The sequence below is a fragment of the Amycolatopsis sp. NPDC104863 genome (assembly GCF_055582965.1).
On the sequence record NZ_JBVJOW010000003.1, the window covers coordinates 1093600 to 1119510 of the forward strand.

Sequence of the window (25911 nt, forward strand, 5' to 3'; positions counted from 1 at the left end):
CCTGCGCCACGCGGCCCGTCCGGGCATCCGTGCTCACCACGGATCGGGTACGGAATCATGTCCGGGGTGGGTGCGCTGCCGTGGGGAGAGATCTCGGCCAGGGAGGTCGAGGTGCTCGCGGCCGTCGGCGAGCACCTGACGAACGCGCAGATCGCCGGCCGGCTGCACATCTCCGCCCGCACGGTGGAAAGCCACGTGTCGGCGCTCCTGCGCAAGAGCGGCGCGACCGACCGTCGCGAGCTGGCCACGCTCGCCGCCGAGGCGGCCGAGCTAGGGGCGCGGGCCGAAGACGCCGTGTTGCCGGAGGCCCGGACCAGCTTCGTCGGCCGCGAAGAGGAGCTCCAGGCCGTGCGGGCGGCGATCGACACGACCCGGCTGGTGACCCTCACCGGGCCGGGCGGGGTCGGCAAGACCCGGCTCGCCGTCACGGCGGCCGCGGCCGCGCGGTTCCCGGCCGGCGTCGTGTACCTCGACCTCGTCCCGGTCCCGCCCGGGCAGGTGGTGGCCGCCGCGGCCGCCGCGCTCGGCGTCACCGAACGCCCGCCGCGGCCGCTGCTCGACAGCGTCGCCGACCGGGTCCGCGGCCGGGCGATGCTGCTGGTGCTGGACAACTGCGAGCACGTGCTCGACGACGTCGGCGAGCTCGTCGAGGCCCTGCTGCGCGCGGGCGGACGGCTGCGGATCCTCGCCACCAGCCGGGAACGGCTCGGTGTCACGGGCGAGGAAGCGCACGCGGTGCCGCCGCTGCCGCTCGGCTCGGCCGCCGAGACGCTGTTCCTCGACCGCGCCCGCGGCGCCGACCGCACGTTCGCCGCCGCTCCCGCGCTGGTCACCGAGGCGTGCGCCCGGCTCGACGGGCTGCCGCTGGCCATCGAGCTGGCGGCCGCGCGGGCCGCCGCCCTCGGCGTCGACGGGCTTCTCACCGCGCTCGAAGACCGGCTGCGGGCGGTGGCCGGCGGCCGTGGCGGCGAGGCACGGCACCACTCGCTGGGCGACGTGCTCGGGTGGAGCTACGACCTGCTGGAGCCCGCGGAACGCGCGGTGTTCCGGCGGCTCTCGGTGTTCGCGGCGGGCTTCGACCTCGACGCCGCGGCGGCCGTCTCGCCCCGTGAGCGCCCGAGCACGGTCGCGCACCTGCTCGGCCGGCTGGTGGAGAAGAGCCTGGTGGTGCGGCGCGGCGGTGACCGCACGCGGTACCGGCTGCTGGAGACGGTCCGGGCGTTCGCGCTCGAGCACTTCGCCGCCGACGCGGACCGCGACGACGTCCTGCGGGCGCACCTGGAGTGGGCGAGCCGGGTCGCGGGGGAGCTGGAAGCCGGGCTCGACGACGACCGCGCGGCGCGCTACGACGAGGTCGTCGACGACCTGCGGGCGGCGTTCGCCCGGACCGGCGCGGAGCCGGATCCCGTGGCGCACCGGCTGGGCCGGGCGCTGGCCCACCTGACGTTCGCCCGGGGTTCGTTCGTCGAGTCCCGCGCGCACTACCGCGCCGCGGCCGACCGGGCCACCGCGCCCGCCGACGCCGTCCGGGACCTGCGCAGCGCGTCGGAGGCCGCGCAGTCGCTGGCCGACGGCGACGACGCGTTCGCCCTGCTGCTCACCGGCGCCGACCGCGCGGGTGACGAGCGGGACCGGGCCGTGCTGCTGGCGCTGGCCGTGACCCTCGCGACGCGCTTCGTCGGAGACTTCCGCCATGCGGTGCCCGCGGCCCGCCGCGCCGACCTGCTGGCGCGGGCCGAGCGGATCCCGGTCGAGGACCGTGAGCACGCGGCAGTGCTCGCCACCGCCCAGGCGTGGCACGCCGGGGCCGACCCGGCCGCCGCCGTCGAAGCCGCGCAGGACGCGGGTGATCCGACGCTGCTGCAGGGTGCCTTGGACAGCGCCAACTCGGCGGCCGCGCGCCAGGGCCGGCTGCGCGAGGCCTACCGCATCGCCCGCGAGCGGCTCGACTTGCTGCCCCAGCTCAGCCGGCACCGGCCGGCCGACGGTATCGAGATGTTCGACCTGTTCCACTCGGTCTCGGTGTGCGCGCTGGCGGTGGGCGACCTGCCGGGCGCGCTGGCCATCGCCGCCCGCGCCACGGAACAGGACCCGGTCAACGGCGACTACCCGTTCGTGTCGCGTCTCAAGTACCTGGCGCCGCTCACGCTGTCCGGCCGGTTCGACGAGGCCGTCGAGCTCGGCGAGCGGGCGTTGGCGGAGTGGCGCGCGGCGGGGGCTCCGCTCCTGGCGTGGCTGGCGCTGTCGGTGCAGGTGCTGGAGCTGGCGTCCGGTCTGCGTGGTGACCACGGGCTGTGGCGGGCTCGCACGCTGGAGTTCGCCGGTCACCCCGAGCCCCGCTCGGGCCGCCTCGCCGCCACCACGGCCTTCGTGGAGGCTCGGCTGGCCGTCCACAACGGACACTTGTCCGACGCGGATCGCCTGGTGCGCAACGCGTTCCAGGAGTTCCCGCAACTGTGGTACCGGGCGTACGCGAACGCGGCGGGTGCGGAACTGGCCGTCGTCGCTCAGCTGCCTGATGCGGAGAGACGGCTGGAGCAGGCTGAGTCGACGGCCGAGGAGAACGACTGGGCGGCGGCGTGCGTCGCCCGGGCGCGCGGCAGGTTCGGCGACGTCGCTGCTTTCGAGCGGTCCTTGGAGCTCTGGGAGCGCATCGGCGCGCGGTTCGAGCTGGAGTACACGCGGGAAGTGGCGGGCTGAACGGCCCGGGCCGCCGGCGGTGTGGTCAGTCGGATTCGAGGAGCTCCGCCAGCCGGAGGGTGTCTTCGAGGTAGCGCTCGTACGGGAACCCGGCGGCGACCAACCCGGCGCGGAACTCGTCGTAGAGCGGTTTCCCGTTGACGTGGAAGGCTTTCCGGCCGGTCTCGGTGAGCGTGACCAGTCGTCGCCGCGCGTGGGTGGGGTCGATGACGATCTGGACCAGGCCGTCCGCTTCGAGGGGGCGTAGCGCTCGGCTGATCGCCGGGTCCGACACCGACAACGCCTGCGCCAGCCGATGCTGCGTCGCCGGTTCGATGTCCTCCAGCGTGCCGAGCAGCCGGATCTGACTGTAGGTCAAGCCGTCCTGGCCGTCGGTGCGGCGCCGGGCCGCGTCGCCCAGCAGCATGACCACGCGGTGCAGCAAGTCTGCGAGTCCTTCGTCCACGGGGTCAGCCTAGCAGAGTGTTGACGCGTTAATGTTAACTATGCAAGACTCAGGGCATGGACAACTTCGGTTACATCGCCCAGTCAGCCTTCCCCCTGGTCTGGATCGTGGTCCCGGCCATCGGCGCCTACCTGCGCGCCCGCCACGCCACCTCGGCCCGGGAGCGGCTGGAGATCTGGCAGCGCTGGTGGGCCATCGGCGCCTTCGGCATCGGCAGCCTGTGGATGACGGTGGCGTTCCTCGCCTTCCCGGACGTGATGGCCACCGCGATCGGCTTTCCCCGGACGCCGTTCCTGTTCGAGATCGCCTTCGCCAACCTCGGGCTGGCCATCATGGGCTTCCGCGCCGCTTCGGCGTCCGCCCGCGAGCGCATCACCATCGGACTCGGCGGCGGCATGTTCCTGTGGGGAGCCATCATCGGCCACCTCTACCAGTGGTTCGCCAACGGCGACCACGCCCCGGGCAACACCGGCGGCGTCCTCGTCACCGACCTGCTGATCCCGGCGGTCATGATCGTCCTCGCGGTGCGGTCGCGGCGTCTGGCCGCCAGCCCCGTCGCGGTCTGAACCCGCGGGAGCCGGCCACCAGGGAAACCCGCCACGGCACCAGAACCGGCGAAGCGCGAACGGCTGACTGGCTCACCATGTTCGCCGACGCGATGACACGACCGGCGCGATGCCGGGCTCCGCACCGGCCCACGGCAAGGAGTACCTGGCCTTCGCGCTCAGGTCCCGCTGTCGTTCCTCACCGGCCGGATCCTGGGTCGTCAGCCCGCCCGGCGGGACAGCAGCGGGGCCAGGCACGCGACGGCCGCGCAGAAGAACCCGATGGCCACGTACTGCAGGAAAGCCGGCCCGGCGGTCGCCGCGACGACCGCGCACACCACCGCGACCAGCGCCAAGAGCCCGCTGACGAGATATGTCTTCTTCCGGTTCGCCGGCACCGCGGCCACCTCTCCGATCGACGGCCGGTCTCCTGGCCCGGACCGGCACGGCCCGGGCCAGGAGACCGCATGGTCACTTGTTGTAGGGCGAACCCACTGCCTTGCCCAGTTTGCCGAGGCCGAACCCGACGAGCCCGGTGGCGGCCCCGATCCCGCACCCGGCGGCGAGGTTCGACTTGTCCAGCGCGGCCGTGGCGAGGCCGCCGACGCAGCCGCCGATGACCGCCCCGCCGAGCGGGCCGAGGGGGCTCGCGCTGAGCACGAACGTCACCGCGCCACCGATCAGCGCACCGGCCAGCGAATGCAGGAAACTGTCCCCGTCGGGGTCACTGTTGTTGATCGGGTCGCTGTCGCCGTAGGCATAGGCGTTGTCCTCCTGTCCGGTGGGATCGGGCTGGGTGAAGCGGGCGTAGACGGGGCTGTAGTGCCGGTAGCCGGTGAGGTATTCGCTGCTGGCGAGCTGGTAGCTGCCGAGCCAGCGCAGCCGGTTCGCCGAGCCCGCCGTGCCGGTGATGCTGGTGTTGAACCCGTAGGGCGTGTAGCCGTAGGTGGCGGTCACCGCGCCGGTGTCGTCGACCAGGGCGACCACGCTGCCCTGGTAGTCGGTGACGGCGTTGTGGTGCTTGCCCGCAGCGTCGACCAGGCCGGTGAGCTTGCCGTCGACGTCGTGGGCGTAGGTGGTGCTCGCGCCGTTGTCCACGGTGCGGGAGATGCCCAGCGCGGTGCGGGTGAAAACGTGCGTGACGGTGCTCGAGCCCACCTGCTCCCCGACCGAGGCGGCCTGGGTCTGGTCGAGCGTGTCGTAGGACGCGGTGAACAGGGTGCTGGTCCCGGAGGTGACCGACGTCAGCTGGTTGGTGTCGCTGTAGTGGGCCTGGCCGCCGGGGTTGGTGGTCGTCAGGTTGCCGGCGTTGTCGTAGCCGACCGTGGTGCTGTCGATCTTGGTCATCTGGTTGGCGTCGTTGACGGTGTAGGTGTGCCCGTCGCCGCTGGTGACGTTGCCGACGTTGTCGTAGCCGTAGGTGCGGGCGCCGGCCTTGGTGAGGCGGCCGAAGCCGTCGTAGGTGTTGTCGGCGGTGCCGGTCGCGTCGGTGCGGGACTGGACCTGACCGGTGTCGGTGCCGTCGGGCTTGGTGTAGCGGAAGGTGGTGGAGTAGACGGTGGTCCCGGCCGGGTTCTTGACCGTGATGCCGGTCTGCCGGCCGGACTTGTCGACGCCGATCGTCTGCGTGCTCCCGCCCGGCAGGGTCGCCGAGGTGCGGTGGTCGGCGTTGTCGTACCCGTAGGTCGTGGTCTTGTTCGCCTGGTCCTTGACCGAGGTCAGCCGGTTCGCGGCGTCGTAGCCGTAGTAGACCCAGCCGGTCGGGTCGTCGACGGCGGTCACGTTGCCGGCGAGGTCGTAGTGGTAGGTCGCGGTGCCGGTGGCCGTGCCCGCCGTACGCACCACACGGGTCAGCAGGCGTCGTTCGTAGCTGTTGGTCAGCGTGGCGCCGGCGGTCTGCGAGACCGTGCGGTTGCCGGTCTTGTCGTAGGTGTAAGCGGCCAGGCCGGTGCCGTCGGCCTTGGCGACGGAGACGACCCGGTCGAGCTTGTCGTAGCCGTAGACCAGCTTGACGCCGTTGCCGTCGGTCACGCTGGTCAGCCGCGACAGCGAGTCGTACGTGTAGCTGGTCGGCCGGAGCGGCAGCGGCGGGGTGACCTTGGTCAGGTTGCCGGCGGTGTCGTAGCCGTAGGTCGTGGCGTGGCCGTTGCCGTCGGTCGCCTTGGTGACCAGGCCGGTGCTGTACTCGTACTTCGCGACGTCGGCGTTGAGCGCGTCGGAGTGGACGGTGGTGAGGTTGCCGGCGTTGTCGTAGCTGTTGTTCACCTTGTCGCCGGAGAAGTCGGCGATCTGCGTGGGCAGGTGCGGGTGGGCGGTGTCGGTGTAGCCGACGGACATCGCCGCGCCGGTCGGGAGCTTGCCGCCCTTGAGGTTGTTCAGCGGGTCGTAGTCGTAGGTCACCGAGTTGGTCAGCCCGTCGGTCAGCGACGCGACGTCACCGTGCGCCGACCACGACTGCCCGCGGCTGTGCCCGAGCGCGTCGGTGGCCTTGGTCTGCCGGCCGTCGCTGTCGAACGTGTAGGTCGTCGGGTGGCCGTTCGGGTCGGTCACGGTCGTCGTGCTGTCGCCGTAGACGTAGCCGGTGGTGCTGGCGGTGCCGCCGAAGTTCGGCTCGGCGACCTGGGTGACCCGCCCGCCGGCGTCGTAGGTCAGCGTGTAGGTCCGGCCCTCGGTCGAGGTCAGGCTCGTCACCCGGCCGTCGGCGTCGAGGCCGAACCTGGTCTGGTCGCCGGCGCGGTTGGTGATGGTGTTGAGGTGGCCGTTGCCGTCGTAGCCGTAACCACCGGCCGTCAGCCCGGTCGGGTCGGTGATCGAGGTGAGCTTCCCGGCGCCGTCGTAACCGGCGGTGGTGACCCGGCCCTGGGTGTCGGTGATCGACGCCAGCGAGCCGTCGGAAGGGTTGTAGCGGTAGGTGATCGCGTGTCCGTTGCGGTCTGTTTGCGAGGACAGCCTGCCGTCACCGGTGAACAGCTGCACGTCACCCGAGTCGTCCTGGACGAGGGTGTAGCTGCCGTTGGAAAGCTTGGTCAGGGTGGCGTGCGCGCCCGACGGCGTGTCGTAGCCGCCCGCGCCGTTCTCGTCGTAGTACTCGCAGTGGCCCGAGGCGTCCCGCACGATGACGGTGCCGGTCCGGAAGTCGAGGCTGACGTCCGGGCCGCTGGAGATGGACCAGTACGAGCCCAGCGCTCCGCCGAACAGCGTGGTGCTGTTGTAGACGGCGTCGAACGACGTGTTCAAGCCGGTGCCCTTGACGGTGAGCGCGCGGTCGGTGATCACCGCGTTGCCGCTGTCCCGGTTGACCAGCAGCTCCGTCCGGTCCGAAATCGCATAGCGGTCCATCGGGAACCACGACTGCGTCCCGACGCCGGAGTAGGTGGCACACGTGACCGACCGGGGCGAGAGCGACGCCGCCGGTCTGGACGGGACCGCGGCGGCCGGAACCCCGGTGGGGGTGCGGTTCACCTGGGACGGCGGTGTCCACGACACCGGCAGCGGAACACCACCCCGGCCGGTTCCCGGGGCCGCGACGGCCACCGCGGGCACCGCGGCGACGAGGGCGAACACGGACGTGAGCGTGATTGTGCGCAGCGCGAACCGCCGCAACGTTTTTTGGTGCATCAGAAGGTAGATCTCCCCTCGGAGCCACCGGCTCCACCCCTGGCAGCCTGGCGCCGCCAGACGTCGTCACGCTAGCGGCGGGAGCGACGAGGGCGCAGCACGGCAAAACATGACCACTCGAATGGACCTGAGGTGAATCTCAAACCTTGGTCCGATCGGCGGCGGGCACCGGTCAACCCCGGTGGCCCCCCGTTTCCCGGTCCCACAACACATCGGTCAGCCGCGCGACCGCTTTGTCCCGATGTCGCCGGAAAGTGTTGAATGACAGGTGCAGGGACTCCGCGACGCGCTCCTGGACACCGGTCGGTCGCAGGAACGTCCGATCGATCAACACACCGAGTTCGGGCTTCAAACCCGCGGCCGTTTCCTCGAGCAGCTCCCGCAGAATCTCGGCGGGCGTACGGTCGGCCCGCCCGTGCTCCCGGACCATCCGCGACCGCAGCAACGGGTTCGCCCCGAACAGCTCCGGCTTGTGCAGCGTGCGCAAGGCAGCTCGGACGGCGTCGGTGAACTCCGGCCGGGACAGCGCTTCGCCGAGGGCCTGCCGCGTCGACACGCCGATCTGGTTGGCGTGCAACAGATCCGTGTACTTCTCGAGGCCGGTCCGGCGCCAGTCGTGCGCGAACACCGGGAACCGTGAGCCGCCGACGGTGTAGGCGGCTTCGCGCGCCGCCCGGAAGTCGAGGGATTCCATCGAGGGCTCCCACAGCTCACCGTCCTCGAACGCGCCCACGAAGCTCCACGCCGTGCTGTCGCCGATCAGGAGGATGTCCAGGATCTGCCACGCGACGAACAGCGTCAGCGACGGTGACGGGCGTTGTCCGTGGTCGCGGTCGAGGAAGAAACGCCAGGCGCGGACCCGCTCGCCGGAGCGGGGCGGCCCGTGTTTCGAGGCATAGTCCCACATCGCGTCGGCACCCGGGTCCACCCCGACGTCCGCCTCGGTGACGTCCAGGCGTGCGCCGTAACCCTGCGGTTCGCCGGTCGCGGTGCGGAACACCCGGAAGGCCTCGGGCCGGCGCTCCAGCCAGTACGCCACCAGCTCGGCCTGCTCGCGCCCCTGCCACTCGGCGGTCATCGCGACGATCGGCGCCCGGTCGTCGTTGTGCAGCTCGTCGGCGTAGGCCCGCATCGTCGGCGGCAGCGACGCCAGCGCGGCGTGCGGGGACCGGGTGCCGTTCAGCACGACGGTCAGCACCGTGAGGTCCAGCTGCTCCCGCTCACTCGTCGTCGCGCGGACCTGGTCGTGGAACACGGCGAGCTTCCTGCGGTACAGCTCGGCGTACCGGCCGGGGTCGCGCCAGCGCAGGTCGGCGGTGATGGCGTCGCGGACGACGTCGTGCGGATAGAGCCCGTACGGGGTCTCCTCGACGAACGCCTGCGTCCGCAGCCAGGCGAACACCTCCCCGGCGTCCTCGCCGGTCATCGCGCGCAGCAGGTCCTCGGTCGTGACGAGCAGCAGCGCGCACACGTCCAGCGCCAGGCGATGCCGGGCGCTCGGCACCTCGTCGAGCAGCTGCGCGAGCAACGCGCCCACGCCGCCGGGCACGTCCGACAGGGTCCGCGGCGCTACACCCCGGCGCACGGCGTCCACCATCATCGACAGGGTGAGCGGGTGGCCGCGGCTGATCTTCAGCAGCCGCTCGTGCCTCTCCGCGGGGACGTCGTGAGCGGTCAGGTACGCGCATCCCTCCTCGGCCGACAGGTTGCCGAGCGCGATGACGCGCAGCAACGTCCGCCAGGCCGGGTCCGCGCGCCACCGCGGGCCGGGGCCGCGCCGCCCGGCGATCACCACCAGGCAGGTCGCCGGCAGGGAAGGCACGTAGTGCTCGCGGACCCAGTCGTCGAGCGGCTCCAGCAGTTCGTACGTGTCGATCAGCAGCACGGCGGGCGCGTCGCCGGCCGGGGCGGGCAGCGCTCCCCGTCCGAGGGTCAGGTGCCGGGCGTCCACCCGAACCGGCTCGAAGCCCTTCTCGGTGGCGATGTCGGAGAACGTGTCGAGCAACGCGCTCTTGCCCACCCCGCCGACCCCGTGCACGAAGAGCACGCCGGGAGCGCCGAGCGCGTCCCGGAACACGGCGAGCTCCTCGTCCCGGCCGGTGAAGGACCGCCGCCGCAGCTCCCGCACGGTGTCTCCGAGTGAGGTCATGCGCCCGACTGTAGCCACGACGGCTCACCGGGATGGGCACCAGCTGGGCACCGGATGGGCTGGTGGCCGCGCGCGGGCGCTGTGACGATCTTGCTGCGTCGTCCCCGAGTGAAGGAAGCGGTCATGGATCAGAGCTTTGCCGAGTTCCCCAGCAACTGGGGACGCTGGGGTGACACCGACCAGCTCGGCACCGTCAACCTGATCACCGCGGAGGCCCGCGCCCGCGGGGTTGCCCAGGCGCGGACCGGATCGACGGTCTCGCTGGCGCGGAAGACCCCGACCGCGCCCTTGATGGGCGGGCCGATGGCCGCGCTGCAGGCGGACACCACGGGTGTGCAGACCATCATGTCGTTCACCGGTTCGCCGCCGCTGGCGATGGCCGAGCTGATGCTCGTCACGACGCACCATCCCGAAGTGACACACCTGGATGCGTTGTCGCACATGGTCATGGACGGGCAGGTGTACCCCGGGATCGCGCAGGCGGACAGCTCCGGGCCCGGGGGAGTGACCCACGGCGCCGCGGACGTGTTCGCCGACGGGATCGTGACCCGCGGTGTGCTGCTCGACCTGGCCCCGGACGGCAGGCTGCCCGACGGCCACGCGGTCACGGCCGGCGACCTGGAGGCGGCCGCCGCGCGCGAGGACGTCGTGGTGGAGCCGGGCGACGCCCTGGTGGTGCGGGCGGGCTGGGACCGGGTGCCCGATCACGGCCGGGCGCTGCCGGGGATGACCTCGGGCGCGGTCCGGTGGATGCACGACCGCGGGATCGCCGTCTACGCAGGTGACATCGGTGACGCGTCACCGCCGCTGAAGGACGACTTCCCCGGCGCGCTGCACCGCCTGGGCCTCGGCCGCCTCGGCCTGGTGCTCATCGACGGCGCCCGCGGCGAGGAGCTTGTCGCGGTCTGCCGGGAGCAAGGCCGCTACACGTTCCTGTTCGTGGCCGCGGTTCCGCGCATCCTCGGCACGACCGGCCTGCCGGTGAACCCGCTGGCCATCTTCTGAGCCTGAGTTTCGAAAGGACCAACCATGGCCTCACCCGGCCGATGATCGCGAACCCGGCGAACTCCGGACAGTCCTGGAAGGATTTACGGCAGTCGCCGTCCCGAAAGGAATCCGCGTGAGGTTTCGCCGTCTCGCTGTCCTGCTGGCGCTGGTCGCGCCGGCCGTTGTCGTCTTCGCGCCCGGCGCGTCCGCCGTGATCGGCGGCTCGGTCAGCACGACCGCGCCGTGGGCGGTGCGGATGCTGGTCGACGGCAAGGGGGAGTGCACCGGCACCGCGATCACCCGGGAGTGGGTCATCAGCGCGTCGCACTGCTTCTTCGAGCAGGCCGAGCCCATCGCGGACGCGCGCATCGAGTTCCGCGTCGGCAGCCTCGACCAGCGCACCGGCACCCGCGTCCACCCCGTGCCCGGGAGCAGGCAGGGCGCCACGGAGGCGGACATGATGCTGGTCAAGGTGCCGCCGATGGCCGTCACGCCGGCGAAGCTGCCCGGCTCGGGGCCGGTGCGCGCCGGCCGCCTCGTCCGCCAGTACGGCTGGGGCGCCACCTGCCGGGGTGACGAGAACGCGTGTCAGTCGGACGTGCTCAAGCAGGCTGACCTGCGTGTCCTGCCCGTCGGCGACCGGCGGTGCGAGGGGTTCGCCGAGCCGGGCGGGACCGACTTCTGCACGGCCGGCGTCACCGGCGTTCCCGCGGGCGGCGACTCCGGCGGCCCGGTCATGGGCACCGGGGCGACGGCCGACACGCTCGTCGGGGTGTTCGACACCTCCGACCGGGAGAAGATCGCCGGCGCCGGGGACGTCTTCCGGCAGCTTCCGTGGATCCGCCGGGTCCTGCGCGGTTGATCATTTCGCGAACGGCGCTTGACCTTGACACCGTGTCAAGGTCTTCACTGGGCGCAGGAGGTGATCGACATGAAAACGCAGGACACGCGCCTGCTCGACGCGCTGGCCGCGGCGAGCTCGTCCACGCGGCTGCAGGCGGCGCTGGCGATCGGCACCAACCCCGGTCCCGGCCTCGTCGACGCGCTCGTGGCGCGGTGCGCGATCGAACCGGACTTCTTCGTGCGCGACATGCTCACCTGGGCGTTGACCCGCCACCCGGCGGAGCTCACGGTGCCCCGGCTGCGCGCGGAGCTCCTGTCCGGGCGTCCGCAGGCCCGCAGCCAGGCGCTGCACACGCTGTCCAAGATCGGCGACCGGGACGTCTGGCCCGCCATCACCCGGACCCTGCTGCACGACCCCGACGACGAGGTCGCGCGCAGCGCGTGGCGGGCCGCGGTGATCCTGGCGCCGACGCTGGAGCACGCCGGCCTGGCCGTGGACCTGGCCGCCCAGCTCGGTCGCGGCGACCGGACCGTGCAGCTGAGTCTCAGCCGGGCGCTCGTCGCGCTCGGGGAGACGGCGGTGCCGGTCCTGCGGTCGGCGTCGGCGAGTGCGGACCCGGCGGTGCGCGTGCACGCCCGCGCCACCGAACGGCTTCTGCGCGACCCGGACGCGGGGTTCGACCTGGCCGTCGACGAGGCGAAACGGGTCGTCGCGCTCGGCCCGGAGCGGGCCGGGGGAGCGGGGTGCTGATCGGCGAGGTGGCCCGGCGGTCCGGGGTGAGCACCCGGATGCTGCGGCACTACGACTCCCTCGGGCTGGTGCGGCCGACCGGCCGGACCGTGGGCGGCTACCGGGAGTACTCCGCCGAGGACATCCGCCGGATCTTCCACGTCGAGAGCCTGCGCTCCCTGGGGTTGTCGCTGCGGGAGATCGGCCGGGCGCTGGAGGATCCCGGCTTCGCGCCGGCCACGCTGGTCGGTGATCTCATCCGGCGGACCGAGGAGCGGCTGAAGCGGGAGCAGGAGCTGCTCGAGCGGCTCCGCCGGGTGGACGCTTCGGCGCCGTCGGGCTGGGAGGGCGTGCTGCGGATCGTCGAGCTGCTGCACGGGCTCGACTCGCCCAGCCCGGCGCGCCGGCAGCAGGCCGTGCTGGCCCCGGCCGAGGAGGTGCCGGTGCCCGCGGAACTGCTGGCCGGCGCGGTCCTCGCGGAGGCCGACCCGAACGTCGCCGGCGCGCTGCGGTGGGCGCTCGCACGGGCCGGTGGTGACGGGGTGGCCAGTGTGGCGTCCGGGGTGCGTTCGCCGGACGTCGACGTCCGGCGCCGCGCGGTCCGGGCGGTCGCCGGGATGCCCGGCGCCGAGGCGGAGGCGCTGCTCGCCGAAGCGCTGGCGGACGCGGACGCGGCGGTGCGCAGGCAGGCCGCGTTGGCCTTGGGCGCACGAGGCCTGGACGCGGCGGTGCCGACGCTCGTGGCCATGGTGGTCGAGGGCGTGAACGACGTCGACGCGGGCGAAGTCCTGGGCACGCTGTCGCTGGAACCCGGGTCCGCGGAAGGGATCGTGGGTGCGCTGGTCGCCGAGCTCGGCACCCCTGCGGCGGACTCGGCGGTGCGGATCCGGCTGGCCCAGGCGCTGGCCGAGCTGCCGGGAACGATCGCGCACGGACCGCTCCGGCAGCTGGCCGGCGACGAGGACCGGGCGGTCGCGCTCGTGGCGTCGGCGCTCGCGGACGTGGTCGGGGCACGCTCGACCGGCGCCTGACGTCACGGGATGATCACCCTGAGGTCGCCGTTCTCACCGGCTCGCTCAGCCGACACGACTTCCCCGCCCGCGGTGCGCAAAGCGTCCACCGGGTCGCGTTCGCCGCGAAGAACGATTCCTCGCTCCCGGCTACCAGGTAGATGCGGGGGAGCTGTTCGGCAGCACGGCGGGTGGCCGGTAGCCGCCGCCCGGGGAGGCGGAGAAGACCCCGCGCACCGCGGTGCGTTCGGCGGGCAAGGCGACGGCGAATATTCCTGGATGCGCGCCGTACACCCTGACCGCCCGCCGTCGTAGTCGAAGGTTTCGGCGACCACCCCTCAAGCGCCGTCGTGGGCGTCGGTCATCAACTCCGCCAGGTCCTCCGGGGCGAGGAACGACGGCGGGGGCGGCGGACCCCACGCGTAAAGGCTCTTCTCCCCGGCGACCACGCGCGGTTCCCAAAGCTGGTCCTCGAGAATGCAGTCGATATCCGAGTAGTACTCGGAGAAGTTGCCCGCCGGATCGCGCAGGTACCAGAAGAAGTTCGAGCCGATGTAGTGCCGGCCCAGGCCCCACGTGTGGCGCTCCGGGTGCCCTTCCAGCATCGCGGTGGCGCCGCGGCCGACCTCGTCGACGTCGTCGACCTCCCAGGACGTGTGGTGCAGGAAGCTGACCGGCGCCTGCTGCACCAGCACGTTGTGGTGGTCGGTCGAGCAGCGCATGAACGACGCGAAGCCCGGGGCCTCGTCGCTGACCTTGAACCCCAGCCCCTCGGTGAAGAACCGCTGCGTCGCGGCCTGGTCGGTGGAGCCGAACACGACGTGGCCGAGCTTGCGCGGCCGCACCGCGGACTCGCGGTCGATGCCCGGCGCGCGGGAATTCGGCCGCCGCGCCACGCCGGGGCCGTTGTAGGCCACAGGTTCCGGTGTTTCCTGGCGGATCCGTGGTGCGACCGACACGACGACGTCGAGCCCGGTGACGGGGTCCTTTGTGTACAGTGCGTCGCCGTTGATGTGACTTTCGACGTCGAGCCGGGACAGGGACGCGGTGATGCGGCCGAGGTCGTCCGGGTCGTCGGCGCCGATGCCGAGGGTGAGCAGCCGGCGGTGGGGCGTCTGCCGGAGCTCGAGCTGCTCGCCGCCGTCGGCCGTGGCGAAGCCGGACGCGGTCGGCGTGAGACCGAACTCCGTGTAGTACTTGGCGGTCTCGTCGACGTCCGGGACGCCGATGGCGATCTTGGTGAGGCGGTGCAGGCTCATGACTTGTCCCTCCGGGTCAGATGAGCGGGGTGATCTGGTCGTCGCGCCCGAGCAGGGCCTTGCCGTAGACCTCGTAGTTGACCGCGGGCAGCACGATCGCGTGCCGGGCGGCGACCGCGGAGTCGCGCCAGATCCGCTGCAGCGGGTTGACCTCGGCGAAGCTGCCCGCGCCGTGCGCCGAAAGCAGGATGTCGATCGCGCGGGTGATGTTCTCGACGGCCCACCCGGTGTCGGCGCGCACCCGCGCCCGGGCTTCGACGCCGGGGTAGTCCCCGCTCGCCGACGCCGTGTCGATGTCGTCGGCCGCGCGGTAGGCGTGCAGGTGGGCGGTGTCGATCCGCATCGCGGCCTCGGCGAGCTGCAGCTGGAACGCGACGGAGTCCGCCTGGGCCACGTAGTTCGTGTAGGAGACCGGCTTGCGCGCGGCCTTCTCCTTGACCAGCTTCAGCGCCTTGCGGCCGAGACCGAGCTGCGGCCCGGCCAGCACCAGCGTGAGCACCGGGACGAGCGCGGCGCGGAACAGGTCCTCTTCGGGCTCGCCGTTCGCGTACTGCCCGCCGATGGCCGGCGGCACCGACATCACGCGGTGCTCGGGCACGAAGACGTCGTCGGCGATCAGGCAGTTGGACCCCGACGAGCGCATCCCGGCGACGAACCAGGTGTCCTCGAAACCGAGGTCGGTCCGGGGGAGCAGGGCCATGCCCTGGTCGACGACCTCGCCGCGCTCGTCGGTGAGCGGGATGCCCAGGCCGGCCCAGTCGGCGTGCCACGAGCCGGAGTTGTAGTACCAGCGCCCGGTGACGCGCCAGCCACCGTCCACTTTGGTCGTCTCGGCGGTCGGGGCGAGCACACCGGAGACCTTTGCGTCCGGGTTCGCGCCCCAGATGTCGTCCTGGGCCTGGACGCTGAACAGCCCGGCGAGCCACGCGCAGACGTTGCTCAGCGCGACGACCCAGGCGGTGCCGCCGTCGGCTTCCCCGACCGCGGCGGAGACGTCGAGCATCGCGCGCACCGGCAACCCGTAGCCGCCGTAGCGGCGGGGCTGGGCGATCTTGAACGCGCCGGCGTCGGTCAGCGCCGTGATGCTCTCTTCGACGACGCGCCGGTCGGCCTCGCCCTGGGCGGCGTTGCGCTCCAGCAGCGGCTGGAGGTCGGCGATGCGGGCCAGAACCGGTTCGGCCGTGGGCTGTTCGGTCGCGAGGGTCATGACGGCGGTGTCCTTTCCGAAGCGGGGTCAGCGGGCGCAGGCGGCGATCTGGTCGGTGATGAGCGGGCGCGGCCGCTCGGCGAAGCGGGAGTGGGTGCCGAACGTGCGGTGGGCGTAGACGAGCGGTGGCAGGTCGGTCCGGCCGAGGTCGGTGACCAGGCCGAACAGCAGGAGATGGTCGCCGGCCTCGACGACGCGGTCGAGCGCGCAGGCCACCCAGCCGGCGGCGTCGCGCAGCCGGGGCAGGCCGCGGTCGGCGAACCACGCGGTGTCGCCGCCGAAGCGGTCGGCGCCGCGCGTGGCGAACCGGACGGCGAGGTCGTCCTGGCCCTGCCCGAGCAGGTTCACGCCGAACTTCCCCGCGTCGAGGATCTCGGCCAGCAGCGCCGAGCGCCGGTCGAACGCGACGCTCACCAGCGGCGGGTCGAGCGAGAGCGAGGTGAACGAGCTGACCGTCGCGCCGTGCGGGCGGCCGTCGGTGTCGCTCGTGGTGACAACGGTGACCGGCGCGCAGACCGCGGCCATCACCGCGCGGAACCGGTGACCGTCCACAGTGGTCATGCCGGTTCCGTGAACCGGTGGCGCAGCACGCCGATGCCTTCGATCGTGGTGACCAGCTCGTCCCCGGCGGCCAGGAACCGCTGCGGGGAGCGGGCCATGCCGACACCCGACGGAGTCCCGGTGAAGATGACGTCGCCGGGCCGCAACGGCAGGATCGCCGACAGCCGCGCGACGAGCTCGGGCACCGAGAAGATCAGGTCGCGGGTGCGGCCCTTCTGCACGGACTCGCCGTTGACCGCGCAGCCCAGTTCGAGGTTGTCGCGGTCGGCGAACTCGTCCGGGGTGACCAGCCACGGCCCGGTGGGCCCGAAGCCGGGCGCGGACTTGCCGAGGCTGAACTGCGGCGCCGGCCCGGCCAGCTGCACCGCGCGGTCCGAGAGGTCCTGGCCGGCGGTGAGCCCGGCGACGTGGTCCCAGCCGTGCTCGGCGGCAACGTTGCGCGCTTCCCGGCCGATGACGGCGACCAGCTCGACCTCCCAGTCCACCATCGGCCCGGTGAGCGCGACCTCGCCGTACGGGCCGGTCAGGCAGCTGGGGAACTTGGTGAACACGGCGGGGGAGTCGGGCAGGCCGAGGCCGGATTCGGCGGCGTGGTCGCGGTAGTTGAGCCCGACGCCGAAGACCTGTGCCGGGGTGGGGGAGGGCGCCCCCAGGTCTGTTTCGTCGAAGGCCTCGGCGTCGGCGACCGGGGCGTCGGCGGCCCACGCCGTGAACTCGTCCCAGCGGGCGTACACCGCATGGGGGTCGGCGGCGAAGCGCTGTCCGCTGGCCCGTTCGACGTCGACGGCGCCGGCTTCGGTGAGGAGGACGAGCCGGCCGGCGAGGTTGGCGATCCGCATCGGAAGACCTTTCGGTTGAGGAGTCCCGACGTCATACTCTGCCCGCGGTATGCGACTGTCAAGGAGAGAATCGATTCTTGACGGGAGAGTGTGTTACCGTCTCGGCATGGCGAAGAGAGCGGGTGGCGAGAGCCTGGCCGTGTCGGTGTACCACCGGCTGCGCTCGGCGATCCTCAACGGAGAACTGGCCCCGGGTGAGCGGGTCAAGCCCGCCGAGCTGAGCGCGGAGTTCCAGGTCAGCCTCAGTGTCGTGCGGGAGGCGCTCGGCCTGCTGGCGGCCAAGGACCTCGTGCAGGTGGACCGCAACCGCGGCTTCCGCGTCACGCCGCTGTCGCTGCAGGCGCTCACCGACCTGACCGAGGCACGCGCGATCAACGAAGGCTCGGCGCTGCGGCTGTCGGTGCGCCGCGGCGGTGTCACGTGGGAGTCGGAGGTGCTGGCCGCCCACCACCGGCTCGCCGGGCAGCCGATGATCCTGCCCGGGTCGCCGATGCGCCGCAACGAGGAGTGGGCCCGCGCGCACCTGGAGTTCCACCACACGCTGATCAAGGCGTGCGGGAACGCGGTGCTGCTCGACATCTGCACCCGCCTCTCCGACGCGGCCGAGCTGTACCGCGCCTGGTCCGGCCCGGGCGGCGAGCAGCGGCACCGCGACGTCGCGGGTGAGCACCAGGGCCTGGTGGACGCGGCGCTGGCGCACGACGCCGACCTGGCCGTCGCCCGGTTCGAGGCGCACGTCAACCGCACCAAGGAGATCCTGATGGAGTCCAGCTTCAGTGCCGAGCCGGCTTCATGACGCCGGCCGAGCTGGTCCTGCGCGAACGGCAAGGCCGGGACCGCGGCTGGTGGGACCGGATGCGGGCCTGCTACGCGCCGGACTCGGCCGTACGGCTCAGCTGGTTCCGCGGCAGCGGCGAGGAGTTCGTCGCCCGGTCGCGGGAGATGACCGGCCGCGGCGACGTCGCCCGGCATCGGCTCGGCCCGCCGGTCGTGGACGTCGAGGGAGACCGCGCGGTCGTCGAGGTGCCCGCGGCGATCGAGGTGCGGACCGTGCTCGACGGCGTCGAAGTCGACCTCACCTCGTACGCGCGGCTGCTGTACCGGGCCGAGGTCCGGAATGGACGGTGGCTGCTCACGTCCCTGGACCCGGTCTACGAACGCGACGTCCTCGCCCCGGTCGTCCCGGGCACGCCGGTGCCGTTGCCCTCGATCGAGGGACTTCGCGCGTCCTACCGCTTCCTGGCACATGTGCTCGCCACTCGCGGGTACCCGATCGCCGACGACCTGTACGGCGACGACCGGCCCGGCGAGGTCGCCGGCCTCTACGACTCGCTCTTCTCCTGGCTGCCCGGAAAGGCATCATGACCAAGACCGCTCTGACCGGCGTCCGCGTCTTCGACGGAACCGGCCTGACCGAACCCACCACGGTCGTGCTCGACGGCCCGCTGATCGGCGGCGACCCGGCCGGCGCGGAGACCGTCGACGCCGCCGGCGCCACCCTGCTGCCCGGCCTGGTCGACGCCCACGTCCACCTCCTGACCCCCGACGACCTCCGGGCGCTGGCGACGTACGGCGTGACCACGGCGCTCGACATGGCGTGCTGGCCGAAGGAGCGCGTCGACTCCTTCCGCGGTCAGGTGCCGGACATCCGCAGCGCGGGCGTGCCCGCCATCGGGCCCGGCGGCAACCACGCGAAAATGCCCGGCATGCCCGAAGAGGCGATCCTCACCGCGCCCGGGCAGGCCGCGGGCTTCGTCGCCCGCCGGGTCGCCGAGGGCTCGGACTACGTCAAGGTTGTCATCGAAGGCGATCTGCTCGACCAGGCCACGATCGACGCGGTGGTCGCCGAGGGCAAGGCACACGGCAAGCCGACCGTCGCGCACGCGTCGTCGGTCGACGCCTACCGGCGCGCGGTGCGGGCCGGGGCCGACGTGATCACGCACGTGCCTCGCGACGGTGTTCTCGACGCCGCGACTGTGGCGACGATGGCCGGGCGGGGGCAGGTCGCCGTGCCCACGCTGACGATGATGGAGGCGCTCACCACGAAGCTCGGCGTCGACGGCTATGCGTTCAGCCGGGACTCCGTCGCCGCGCTGCACGCGGGTGGCGTCCCGATCCTCGCGGGCACCGACGCGTTCTCCGCGCCGATGCTGCCGGTCCCGGTCGTGCAAGGGGTGAGCCTGCACCAGGAACTGGCTCTGCTGGTCGACGCGGGACTGTCCGAACTCGACGCTCTCCGCGCGGCGACCGACCTGCCCGCGCGGTACTTCGGCTTCGCTGACCGCGGGGCGGTGCGTGCGGGACTGCGGGCGGATCTGGTGCTCGTCGACGGCGACCCGACCCGGGACATCATGGCGACCGCGAAGATCCGGCGGGTCTGGGCGGCTGGGGAGGTGGTCGCGTGAGCGGGCTCATCGACGTCCACGCGCACTTCGTCACCCCGGAGTACGTCGAAGCGGCGATCGCGGGCGGCCACGGGTCGCCGGACGGCATGCCCGGCTGGCCCACCTGGGACGCCGGCACGCACCTCGGGCTGATGGACCGGTGGGGTGTCGCCGTGTCGCTGCTGTCGATCTCCTCGCCCGGCGTCCACTTCGGGGACGACGCGGCCGCGCGGCGGCTGGCTCGGGAGGTCAACAACGCGGGCGCCGGGATCCGCCGGGCGCACCCGGACCGGTTCGGGCACTTCGCGTCGCTGCCCCTGCCCGATGTGGACGGTGCGCTGGCCGAACTCGCTTACGCCGTCGACGAACTGGGCAGCGACGGCGTCACGATCGAGACCAACGCCCACGGCCGCTACCTTGGCGACCCGGCTTTCACTCCACTGTGGACGGAGCTGGCCCGGCGCCGGACGCCGGTGTTCGTGCACCCGACGTCACCGCCGCACGCCGGCGAGATCTCGCTCGGCCGGCCGCGGCCGATGCTGGAGTTCCTCTACGACACCGGCCGGGCCGTGAGCGACCTGCTCTTCACCGGGGTCCTCCGGCAGCACCCGGACATCCCGTGGATCTTCACCCACGGCGGCGGGGTCCTGCCGCTGCTGGCCGAACGCCTGGAGCTGTTCCGGACCGCGTTCGGCGGCGGCGGTGGGCCGACGGTCCCCGAGCAGATCGGCGAGCTGTGGTTCGACATCGCCGGAACGCCCTTCCCGCACCAGGTCCCGGCCTTCGAGCGCGCGTTCGGCACCGAGCGGCTGCTGTACGGGAGCGACTTCTGCTGGACACCCCCGGCGGCCGTCGACGCCCAGCTGGCGGGCATCACCGCCGCCGCGCAGCCGGAGGGGACTACCTGGCGTGAGCTGACCACCCGCAACTGCGCGCGGCTGTTCCCAAGGTTCGGCAGCGAGTAGGGACGCGAGCCGTCAGTTCCACTCCCACTCGAGCCCGAGCAGGCCCGGGCCGGCGTCCGAGACGGCCAGGTGGGCCGTGCCTGAGCCACCGATCCACAGCGGCTTCCCCGTCCGGCGCGGACCGTTCAGGGTCGGCTGGTGGTAGGGCAGGCACCGGGCCGGCACATCGCCGGTGAAGCCGACCTGCAGCAGGTAGTGGCCGGTGGTCCGGGTAAACCGCCGGTGGTACGACGTCAGGACCGAGCCGGCCGGGTACCGCCAGGTGTACTCGACCACCGTGCGGTCGCCCGCGGAAAGCGGCTGTTCCAGCAGGAGCTCGCAGACCGTCGCCGGGCTTTCCTCCTGGGGCCTGGTCCGGCCCTGGCGGCAGTACCGCAGGCCGGCCAGCACCGGCCGTGAAGACTCTTCGGCCCATTCGTAGACGACGCAGCGGTCGGTCCGGTCCACCGTCGCCTCCAGCACCAGCCGCGTCCGGACTTCGCGCAGTCTGCGGTCGGCGTCGACCAGGACGTGCTCGTGCACGTCCACGTAGCGCACCTGCCCTTCCGGCGGGGCCCCGATGGCCCGCAGCACCGGCTCGCACGACGGCCAGAGCCGCCGCCGGTCCACGGTGCCCGGGTCGGCGCCGCGCCCGCGGGGACGCCGTGGCCCGAGCAGTGCCACCAGCGACTCCCCGGGCAGCCCGGTCAGGTCTTCCAGCGCACGCACGGCGCGCAGCGACTCTTCACGCTCCGGACGGCTCCGGCCGCGCCGCCAGTAGCTGAGCGCGGCCCGGCTCACCCGCACACCTCGTGCGGCCAGGTGCCGTTGGACCTGCTCCAGGCTCAGGCCACGCGCGGCGAGAGCCCGGTCGAGGGCGGCCGCGAAGGTGCCGTGCCGCAGCAGCCGCCGCAGCTCGCGATCCAGCGGGACGGCCGTTCGCGCGCTCGAAGCCATGCGGCCTCCCTGCTTGTGTTCCCCGGTTCCGCGGACGGTAGGCGCTCGCGCGCACACCGTGCCAGGGCCGAAAGATCTGATCCGGGCTCTTCCGGTGAACGGGCTTCCCGCGGTGTGGACAACTGGCTACGGACCGGGCCTCCGAGCTGCGGGGAAAGGCGCGGAAACCGTCACTCTGTGAACGGAACTGAACGTTCACCGGCGTCTTTTCGGGACGCCGCCGGCGTAGTTAGCGTCCCGGGAAACCGCTCTCGCCCCGGAGGACGCACATGTCGCTTTTCCCCAGTGCGAGGAGGGTGGCCGCCGCGGCGGCCACCCTCCTCGCCACCACCGCCGCACTCGGCGGGGTGCCGGCCACCGCTCAGCCGCCGGACACCCGGGTGGCTCTCGCCGACTCCGCCTCCCCGCCGCCGGGCGCGCACCGCGACGCGGCGGTCGCCGGAGATCGCGCCGTCTCCGTCGCCGTCGCGCTCAAGCCGCACGACGAAGCGGCGCTGAACCGGTTCGTCGCCGCGGTCGGTGACCCGCGCTCGCCGGACTACCGGCACTATCTCACGAGTGAGCAGTACAACGCCCGCTTCGCGCCGACCGCGTCCGAGGTCGGCCGCGTCACGGACTTCCTGCGCGCACAGGGGTTCCGCGTCACGGCGGTGGCGGGCAACCGCCAGGTCGTCGACGCGACCGGCTCGGCCGACGCCGTGCGGTCGGCCTTCGGCACCACGCTCGGCGACTACACCGGCCCCGACGGGAAACACTTCCGCACCAACGATTCCGCACCCACCGTCCCCGCTTCGCTCGGGGGAGTGGTGCGAAGCGTGCTGGGCCTGTCCGACCGGCCGGTCGCGCACCGCGCCAACGCGAAGGCCTCGCAGGTCAAGCCCGGTCCGGCCGGCCCGAGCGGACCGGCCGGCGGGTACACGCCCGCCCAGTTCCGCACCGCCTACAGCATGACCAAGCTGGCCGGCTCCTACACCGGCGCCGGCCAGAACGTCGGGCTCATCGAGTTCGACGCCTTCAAGCAGTCCGACATCGACGCCTGGACGAAGTACTTCGGCCAGCCGTCGGTGACGCCGAAGGTCGTCCCGGTCGACGGCGGGGTGTCCAGCCCGGGCAGCAACCAGCTCGAAGTGACCCTCGACGTCGAAGCCGTCGCCGCGACGGCGCCCGGCGCGGCCCAGACCGTCTACGAAGCACCCAACAGTGACAGCGCGTGGGTCGACCAGATGGCGAAGATTGCGAGCGACAACAGCATCACCATCCTGTCCGGCTCCTGGCTCAACGGCGAGAAGTGCGAGTCCGCGCCGATCAAGGCGTCGCACGACTCCTACACGCAGATGGCCGCGCAGGGCATCACGATGCTCTCGGCGTCGGGCGACTGGGGCGCCACCGGCTGCGGGTACAACGGCGACAACAGCACGGTCCAGGCCGACTTCCCGGCGAGCGACCCGCTGTTCACCGGCGTCGGGGGCACGCAGCTGCGCACCGGCGACAGCGCGGGCACCTACCAGTCGGAGTCGTGCTGGAACCAGGGCGGCTCCGGCAACACGCGCTCGGGTGGCGGCTACTCGCAGATCTACGCGCGGCCGTCTTGGCAGCCGGGCGGCAACCAGTTCCGATCGGTGCCCGACGTCGCGCTCGACGCGGACTACGGCGCCGGCGCGCTCTCGGTGTACATGAACGGCGGCTGGCAGGACGTCGGCGGCACCAGCCTGTCGTCCCCGCTGTGGGCGGGGTACGTCGCGATGGTCGACCAGAAAGCCAAGGGACAGGGCAAGAACGGGGTCGGCGCGATGAACCCGACGATCTACGCGGTCGCCGGCTCCGCCCAGTACTCCTCGACCTTCCACGACGTCACCAGCGGCAACAACGGCACCTACAACGCCGGCACGGGCTACGACCTGTGCACCGGCTGGGGCTCGCCGCAGGGTGACAACCTCGCCGACCCGCTCATCACCGGCTCGGCCCCGGCGCCCGACAACGACTTCTCGATGACGGCGTCCCCGGCGTCGGTGAGCGTGGACCCGGGCAAGTCCGTGACGACGTCGATCGGCACCAGCGTCACCAAGGGCAGCGCGCAGGACGTGGCGCTGTCGGCGGACGGCCTGCCCGCGGGGGTGACGGCGTCCTTCGCGCCGGCCACGGTGACCGCCGGCCAGTCCTCGACCCTCACGTTCACCGCGACGTCGTCGGCTACGCCGGGCACCAAGACGGTGACCGTCACCGGCAGGGGCAGCGCCGTGAGCCACCCGGCGAACGTCTCGCTGACCGTGAACGGTTCGGGCACCGGCGATTTCTCGCTCGCCGTCTCACCGTCCTCGGCGACCGTGGCTCCCGGGCAGTCCGCCAAGACGACGGTGAGCGCGACCGCCGCGGGTGCGCACTCGAACGTCGTCGGCGGTGAAGCGACCACCGTCGAGCAGTACCCGTTCATGATCTCGATGCGCCGGGAAGGCAGCGCGTTCCCGGGCAAGCAGTCGTGCAGCATGGCCCTGGCCGGCCCGCACACGGTCGTCGGCGCGGCGCACTGCCTGCTGGAGAACCCGGGCACCAAGTGGTTCGTCTACGGCGCCACGAACCTGAACGACACCGGGTTCCGCGCCGACATCAAGGAGTCCTGGACCGACCCGGACTACAGCAGCTGGCAGACCGGGCACGACGTCGCCGTCATCACCCTCGACAAGGACGTCCCGGTGCCGGCGGGGATCACGTACCCGACCATCGCGACCGACACCTCGGTGAACGCGCCGGGCACGATGGGCCGAGGCATCGGCTGGGGCAAGACCGGCCAGAACACCTACTCGGACGTCTTGCGCACTGCGGAGTTCCCTGTGGCGAAGGACTCCGACTGCGCCCAGCACGTCGACACCTCGCAGTACTACCGATCCGACGGGTCGATGCTCTGCACCGGGTACGCCGACGGTCACAAGGGCGTTTGTGTCGGTGACAGCGGTAGCCCGTTCCTCGAGGGCAACCGGATCGTCGGGTTCTTCTCGTGGATGTCCAACGCCTGCAACACCTACGGCGTCTACGCCCGGGTGACGACGTACGCCGACGAGATCAAGGCGCACCTCGGCGGGACGACGCCGCCCCCGCCGGGCGGGATCGCGCTGAGCGCTTCGGGCCTGCCCGCCGGGGCGACCGCGGCGTTCGACCCGGCATCGATCGACACCGGCGGCTCGTCGGCGCTGACGATCACCACGAGCGCGTCCACGCCGGCCGGGACGTACCCGGTCACCGTCACCGGCAAGAACGCGCAGCAGAGCCGCACCGCGACCTTCACCCTCACGGTGCAGCCGGGAAGCTCCGGGCCGGTCAAGGTGACCGACCCCGGCTACCAGTTCGTCCACGGCCAGGCGGTGCGCCTCCAGCTCCGGGCCACCGGCGGGACGGGGACGTACACCTGGTCGGCGACCGGTCTGCCGCCGGGGCTGACGCTCGACGCCCGCACGGGCCTGATCACCGGCACGGTGACGAGAACCGGCAACTACGGTTCGCCGGTCACCGCGACCGACGGCGCCGGCTCGTCGGGCAAGCTCACCGTGAGCTGGCTGGTCTATTGACGGCCGGGTGAGGAGGGAGCCCGTGGCGGACCACCGCCACGGGCTTTCCCGCCTGCCTGAGTTTGGTTCCGCGGGCCCAGGGGAATTCTCAGGGAGCGGGGGAACCGGATCCCGGCTGCCGGCCGTGCTCCCCCTCAGCACGACCGGCAGCCCGCGAAGGTTCTGGGGCCGTACTCCTCGTGCGGCGCCAGAACCGCGGGCCCTACGCCCGGTTGGCCGCCTGCTTGACCGTCCGGATCACCGGCGCCGTCTCGATGTGCGTGATCGCGGGCAGGGCCGCCACCCGCGTGGTCAGGTACCGGTACAACGCCCGTTGGTCCGGGCACACGACGCTGGCGAACAGGTTGCTCGGCCCGGTCGTGGCCGCGGCGAACGCGATCTCCGGGTGCGTGGCCAGCTCTTCACCGGCTTCTTCCAGCCGGGCGGGGACCACCGAAAGCCAAAGCAAAGTCCGGGGACCGGTGCCGAAAAGCCGGCTGTCGACGTCGATGTCCAGGTACAGCACGCCGTGCTCGCGCAGGTCGGTCATCCGGCGCCGGACCGTGGTCGGCGACCAGCCGGTGAGTGCGGCCAGCCGGGTGATCCCGGTCCGGCCGTCGACGGCCAGCGCGGCGAGCAGCCGCCGGTCGCCGTCGTCGAGACGCACCGCGCCCGGCCGCCGTGACACCGGCGGCGGGCGCAGCCGGGCGGTCGTGTCTTCGTCCAGCCAGCCGAGCTTCGCGATGAGGCTGTCCGGGCCGCCGTAGAAGGTGTGCAGCACCGAATGCGCGGTGACCCCTTCGACCCTCGGTGTGCGAGGGAGTTTCGCCAACAGCAGGGTTTCGCTGTCGGCCGCGGTCTCCGTGCGCACCGTGCAGGTGATCTCGGTGCCGCCGGAGGTCAGGCTCACCCAGGACGTGTCGGCCCGTTTGGCCAGCGCCTCGGCGACCGGGACCGACGCGGTCGGCGCGCACCGCACCCGCAGGAACCACAGCACGGCGCCCAGCGCGGTCGGGTCGACCCCGCCGACCACCCGCACCGCTCCCGTCGCCCGCAACCGGGCGTACCGGCGGGCGATGGTGCGATCCGACACGCCGAGCACCTCGGCGATGGCGCTGAACGGGGCCCGGCCGTCGACCTGCAGCGCGTGCGCGAGCCGGCGGTCCAGCTCGTCGTAGTCGGATTCCACCGCGC

21 protein-coding genes are annotated in these 25911 nt (G+C 72.5%); 11 read left to right on the plus strand and 10 right to left on the minus strand.

Annotated elements, in window-relative coordinates:
* The first annotated feature begins 57 nt into the window (after window positions 1-57).
* Window positions 58-2700: an ATP-binding protein gene (locus ACZ63J_RS21195; RefSeq protein ID WP_465402282.1), complete on the plus strand. Its 2643-nt coding sequence runs from the start codon at window positions 58-60 to the stop codon at window positions 2698-2700.
* A 25-nt stretch (window positions 2701-2725) separates the two neighbouring features.
* On the opposite strand, the gene ACZ63J_RS21200 is transcribed toward ACZ63J_RS21195, so the two are convergent.
* Window positions 2726-3145: a MarR family winged helix-turn-helix transcriptional regulator gene (locus tag ACZ63J_RS21200; protein ID WP_465402281.1), complete on the minus strand. Its 420-nt coding sequence runs from the start codon at window positions 3143-3145 to the stop codon at window positions 2726-2728.
* A 56-nt stretch (window positions 3146-3201) separates the two neighbouring features.
* Between ACZ63J_RS21200 and ACZ63J_RS21205 the strand changes: the two genes are divergently transcribed.
* Entirely contained in the window at window positions 3202-3711 is a 510-nt protein-coding gene (locus ACZ63J_RS21205; protein WP_465402279.1) for a DUF6790 family protein, read from the plus strand.
* 200 nt (window positions 3712-3911) lie between these two features.
* On the opposite strand, the gene ACZ63J_RS21210 is transcribed toward ACZ63J_RS21205, so the two are convergent.
* The 3 genes from ACZ63J_RS21210 to ACZ63J_RS21220 form a co-directional block, all read right to left on the minus strand.
* On the minus strand, window positions 3912-4088 hold the full coding sequence (locus tag ACZ63J_RS21210; protein ID WP_465402278.1) for a hypothetical protein: 177 nt from the start codon (window positions 4086-4088) through the stop codon (window positions 3912-3914).
* Between the two features lie 73 nt (window positions 4089-4161).
* Window positions 4162-7308, minus strand: a complete 3147-nt coding sequence (locus ACZ63J_RS21215; RefSeq protein ID WP_465402276.1) for an RHS repeat-associated core domain-containing protein — start codon at window positions 7306-7308, stop codon at window positions 4162-4164.
* A 172-nt stretch (window positions 7309-7480) separates the two neighbouring features.
* Window positions 7481-9457, minus strand: a complete 1977-nt coding sequence (locus ACZ63J_RS21220; protein WP_465402274.1) for an ATP-binding protein — start codon at window positions 9455-9457, stop codon at window positions 7481-7483.
* A gap of 123 nt (window positions 9458-9580) precedes the next feature.
* On the opposite strand from ACZ63J_RS21220, the gene ACZ63J_RS21225 reads away from it, so the two are divergent.
* The 4 genes from ACZ63J_RS21225 (at window position 9581) to ACZ63J_RS21240 (ending at window position 13048) form a co-directional block, all read left to right on the plus strand.
* Window positions 9581-10462: a cyclase family protein gene (locus tag ACZ63J_RS21225; RefSeq protein WP_465402272.1), complete on the plus strand. Its 882-nt coding sequence runs from the start codon at window positions 9581-9583 to the stop codon at window positions 10460-10462.
* 115 nt (window positions 10463-10577) lie between these two features.
* Window positions 10578-11306: a S1 family peptidase gene (locus ACZ63J_RS21230; protein WP_465402270.1), complete on the plus strand. Its 729-nt coding sequence runs from the start codon at window positions 10578-10580 to the stop codon at window positions 11304-11306.
* Window positions 11307-11375: 69 nt separating this feature from the next.
* Entirely contained in the window at window positions 11376-12038 is a 663-nt protein-coding gene (locus ACZ63J_RS21235) for a HEAT repeat domain-containing protein (protein WP_465402268.1), read from the plus strand.
* A complete protein-coding gene (locus tag ACZ63J_RS21240) occupies window positions 12032-13048 on the plus strand; it encodes a MerR family transcriptional regulator (RefSeq protein WP_465402266.1) in 1017 nt (338 codons plus the stop codon). The genes ACZ63J_RS21235 and ACZ63J_RS21240 overlap by 7 nt, the downstream gene beginning before the upstream one ends.
* Window positions 13049-13365: 317 nt before the next feature.
* Here the strand turns inward: ACZ63J_RS21240 and ACZ63J_RS21245 are convergent, their stop codons facing one another.
* Genes ACZ63J_RS21245 through ACZ63J_RS21260 form a run of 4 tightly spaced genes read right to left on the minus strand, consistent with a single transcriptional unit; the run spans window position 13366 to window position 16893 of the window.
* Complete coding sequence (locus ACZ63J_RS21245) at window positions 13366-14286, minus strand: VOC family protein (RefSeq protein WP_465402265.1); 921 nt, start codon at window positions 14284-14286, stop codon at window positions 13366-13368.
* Window positions 14287-14302: 16 nt separating this feature from the next.
* On the minus strand, window positions 14303-15493 hold the full coding sequence (locus tag ACZ63J_RS21250) for an acyl-CoA dehydrogenase family protein (RefSeq protein WP_465402263.1): 1191 nt from the start codon (window positions 15491-15493) through the stop codon (window positions 14303-14305).
* Between the two features lie 27 nt (window positions 15494-15520).
* Window positions 15521-16054 (minus strand): flavin reductase family protein, encoded by a 534-nt coding sequence (locus ACZ63J_RS21255; protein WP_465402261.1) that lies wholly within the window; start codon window positions 16052-16054, stop codon window positions 15521-15523.
* Window positions 16051-16893, minus strand: a complete 843-nt coding sequence (locus ACZ63J_RS21260) for a fumarylacetoacetate hydrolase family protein (protein WP_465402259.1) — start codon at window positions 16891-16893, stop codon at window positions 16051-16053. Before ACZ63J_RS21260 ends, ACZ63J_RS21255 begins: the two co-directional genes overlap by 4 nt.
* Before the next feature lie 106 nt (window positions 16894-16999).
* Between ACZ63J_RS21260 and ACZ63J_RS21265 the strand changes: the two genes are divergently transcribed.
* From ACZ63J_RS21265 to ACZ63J_RS21280, 4 genes are read left to right on the plus strand one after another with little or no spacing between them, the layout of a single operon-like run.
* A complete protein-coding gene (locus tag ACZ63J_RS21265; protein ID WP_465402257.1) occupies window positions 17000-17689 on the plus strand; it encodes a GntR family transcriptional regulator in 690 nt (229 codons plus the stop codon).
* Entirely contained in the window at window positions 17686-18258 is a 573-nt protein-coding gene (locus ACZ63J_RS21270; protein ID WP_465339911.1) for a nuclear transport factor 2 family protein, read from the plus strand. The genes ACZ63J_RS21265 and ACZ63J_RS21270 overlap by 4 nt, the downstream gene beginning before the upstream one ends.
* Window positions 18255-19298, plus strand: a complete 1044-nt coding sequence (locus tag ACZ63J_RS21275; RefSeq protein WP_465402255.1) for an amidohydrolase family protein — start codon at window positions 18255-18257, stop codon at window positions 19296-19298. Before ACZ63J_RS21270 ends, ACZ63J_RS21275 begins: the two co-directional genes overlap by 4 nt.
* On the plus strand, window positions 19295-20242 hold the full coding sequence (locus ACZ63J_RS21280) for an amidohydrolase family protein (protein ID WP_465402253.1): 948 nt from the start codon (window positions 19295-19297) through the stop codon (window positions 20240-20242). The genes ACZ63J_RS21275 and ACZ63J_RS21280 overlap by 4 nt, the downstream gene beginning before the upstream one ends.
* A gap of 12 nt (window positions 20243-20254) precedes the next feature.
* Here ACZ63J_RS21280 and ACZ63J_RS21285 read toward each other — a convergent pair whose 3' ends face one another.
* Complete coding sequence (locus ACZ63J_RS21285; protein WP_465402251.1) at window positions 20255-21178, minus strand: helix-turn-helix domain-containing protein; 924 nt, start codon at window positions 21176-21178, stop codon at window positions 20255-20257.
* Between the two features lie 269 nt (window positions 21179-21447).
* Here ACZ63J_RS21285 and ACZ63J_RS21290 point away from each other — a divergent pair, with 269 nt between their 5' ends.
* Window positions 21448-24738: a trypsin-like serine protease gene (locus tag ACZ63J_RS21290; protein WP_465402249.1), complete on the plus strand. Its 3291-nt coding sequence runs from the start codon at window positions 21448-21450 to the stop codon at window positions 24736-24738.
* Between the two features lie 202 nt (window positions 24739-24940).
* On the opposite strand, the gene ACZ63J_RS21295 is transcribed toward ACZ63J_RS21290, so the two are convergent.
* Window positions 24941-25906, minus strand: a complete 966-nt coding sequence (locus ACZ63J_RS21295) for an Lrp/AsnC family transcriptional regulator (RefSeq protein ID WP_465314322.1) — start codon at window positions 25904-25906, stop codon at window positions 24941-24943.
* Window positions 25907-25911: the final 5 nt, after the last annotated feature.

Excerpts from the sequence above, each read along its gene's own strand:
- ACZ63J_RS21195 (WP_465402282.1), top strand. The coding sequence starts at position 58 with ATGTCCGGGGTGGGTGCGCTGCCGTGGGGAGAGATCTCGGCCAGGGAG.
- ACZ63J_RS21205 (WP_465402279.1), top strand. The coding sequence starts at position 3,202 with ATGGACAACTTCGGTTACATCGCCCAGTCAGCCTTCCCCCTGGTCTGG.
- ACZ63J_RS21215 (WP_465402276.1), bottom strand. The coding sequence starts at position 7,308 with ATGCACCAAAAAACGTTGCGGCGGTTCGCGCTGCGCACAATCACGCTC.
- ACZ63J_RS21220 (WP_465402274.1), bottom strand. The coding sequence starts at position 9,457 with ATGACCTCACTCGGAGACACCGTGCGGGAGCTGCGGCGGCGGTCCTTC.
- ACZ63J_RS21225 (WP_465402272.1), top strand. The coding sequence starts at position 9,581 with ATGGATCAGAGCTTTGCCGAGTTCCCCAGCAACTGGGGACGCTGGGGT.
- ACZ63J_RS21235 (WP_465402268.1), top strand. The coding sequence starts at position 11,376 with ATGAAAACGCAGGACACGCGCCTGCTCGACGCGCTGGCCGCGGCGAGC.
- ACZ63J_RS21245 (WP_465402265.1), bottom strand. The coding sequence starts at position 14,286 with ATGAGCCTGCACCGCCTCACCAAGATCGCCATCGGCGTCCCGGACGTC.
- ACZ63J_RS21250 (WP_465402263.1), bottom strand. The coding sequence starts at position 15,493 with ATGACCCTCGCGACCGAACAGCCCACGGCCGAACCGGTTCTGGCCCGC.
- ACZ63J_RS21255 (WP_465402261.1), bottom strand. The coding sequence starts at position 16,054 with ATGACCACTGTGGACGGTCACCGGTTCCGCGCGGTGATGGCCGCGGTC.
- ACZ63J_RS21260 (WP_465402259.1), bottom strand. The coding sequence starts at position 16,893 with ATGCGGATCGCCAACCTCGCCGGCCGGCTCGTCCTCCTCACCGAAGCC.
- ACZ63J_RS21265 (WP_465402257.1), top strand. The coding sequence starts at position 17,000 with ATGGCGAAGAGAGCGGGTGGCGAGAGCCTGGCCGTGTCGGTGTACCAC.
- ACZ63J_RS21270 (WP_465339911.1), top strand. The coding sequence starts at position 17,686 with ATGACGCCGGCCGAGCTGGTCCTGCGCGAACGGCAAGGCCGGGACCGC.
- ACZ63J_RS21275 (WP_465402255.1), top strand. The coding sequence starts at position 18,255 with ATGACCAAGACCGCTCTGACCGGCGTCCGCGTCTTCGACGGAACCGGC.
- ACZ63J_RS21285 (WP_465402251.1), bottom strand. The coding sequence starts at position 21,178 with ATGGCTTCGAGCGCGCGAACGGCCGTCCCGCTGGATCGCGAGCTGCGG.
- ACZ63J_RS21290 (WP_465402249.1), top strand. The coding sequence starts at position 21,448 with ATGTCGCTTTTCCCCAGTGCGAGGAGGGTGGCCGCCGCGGCGGCCACC.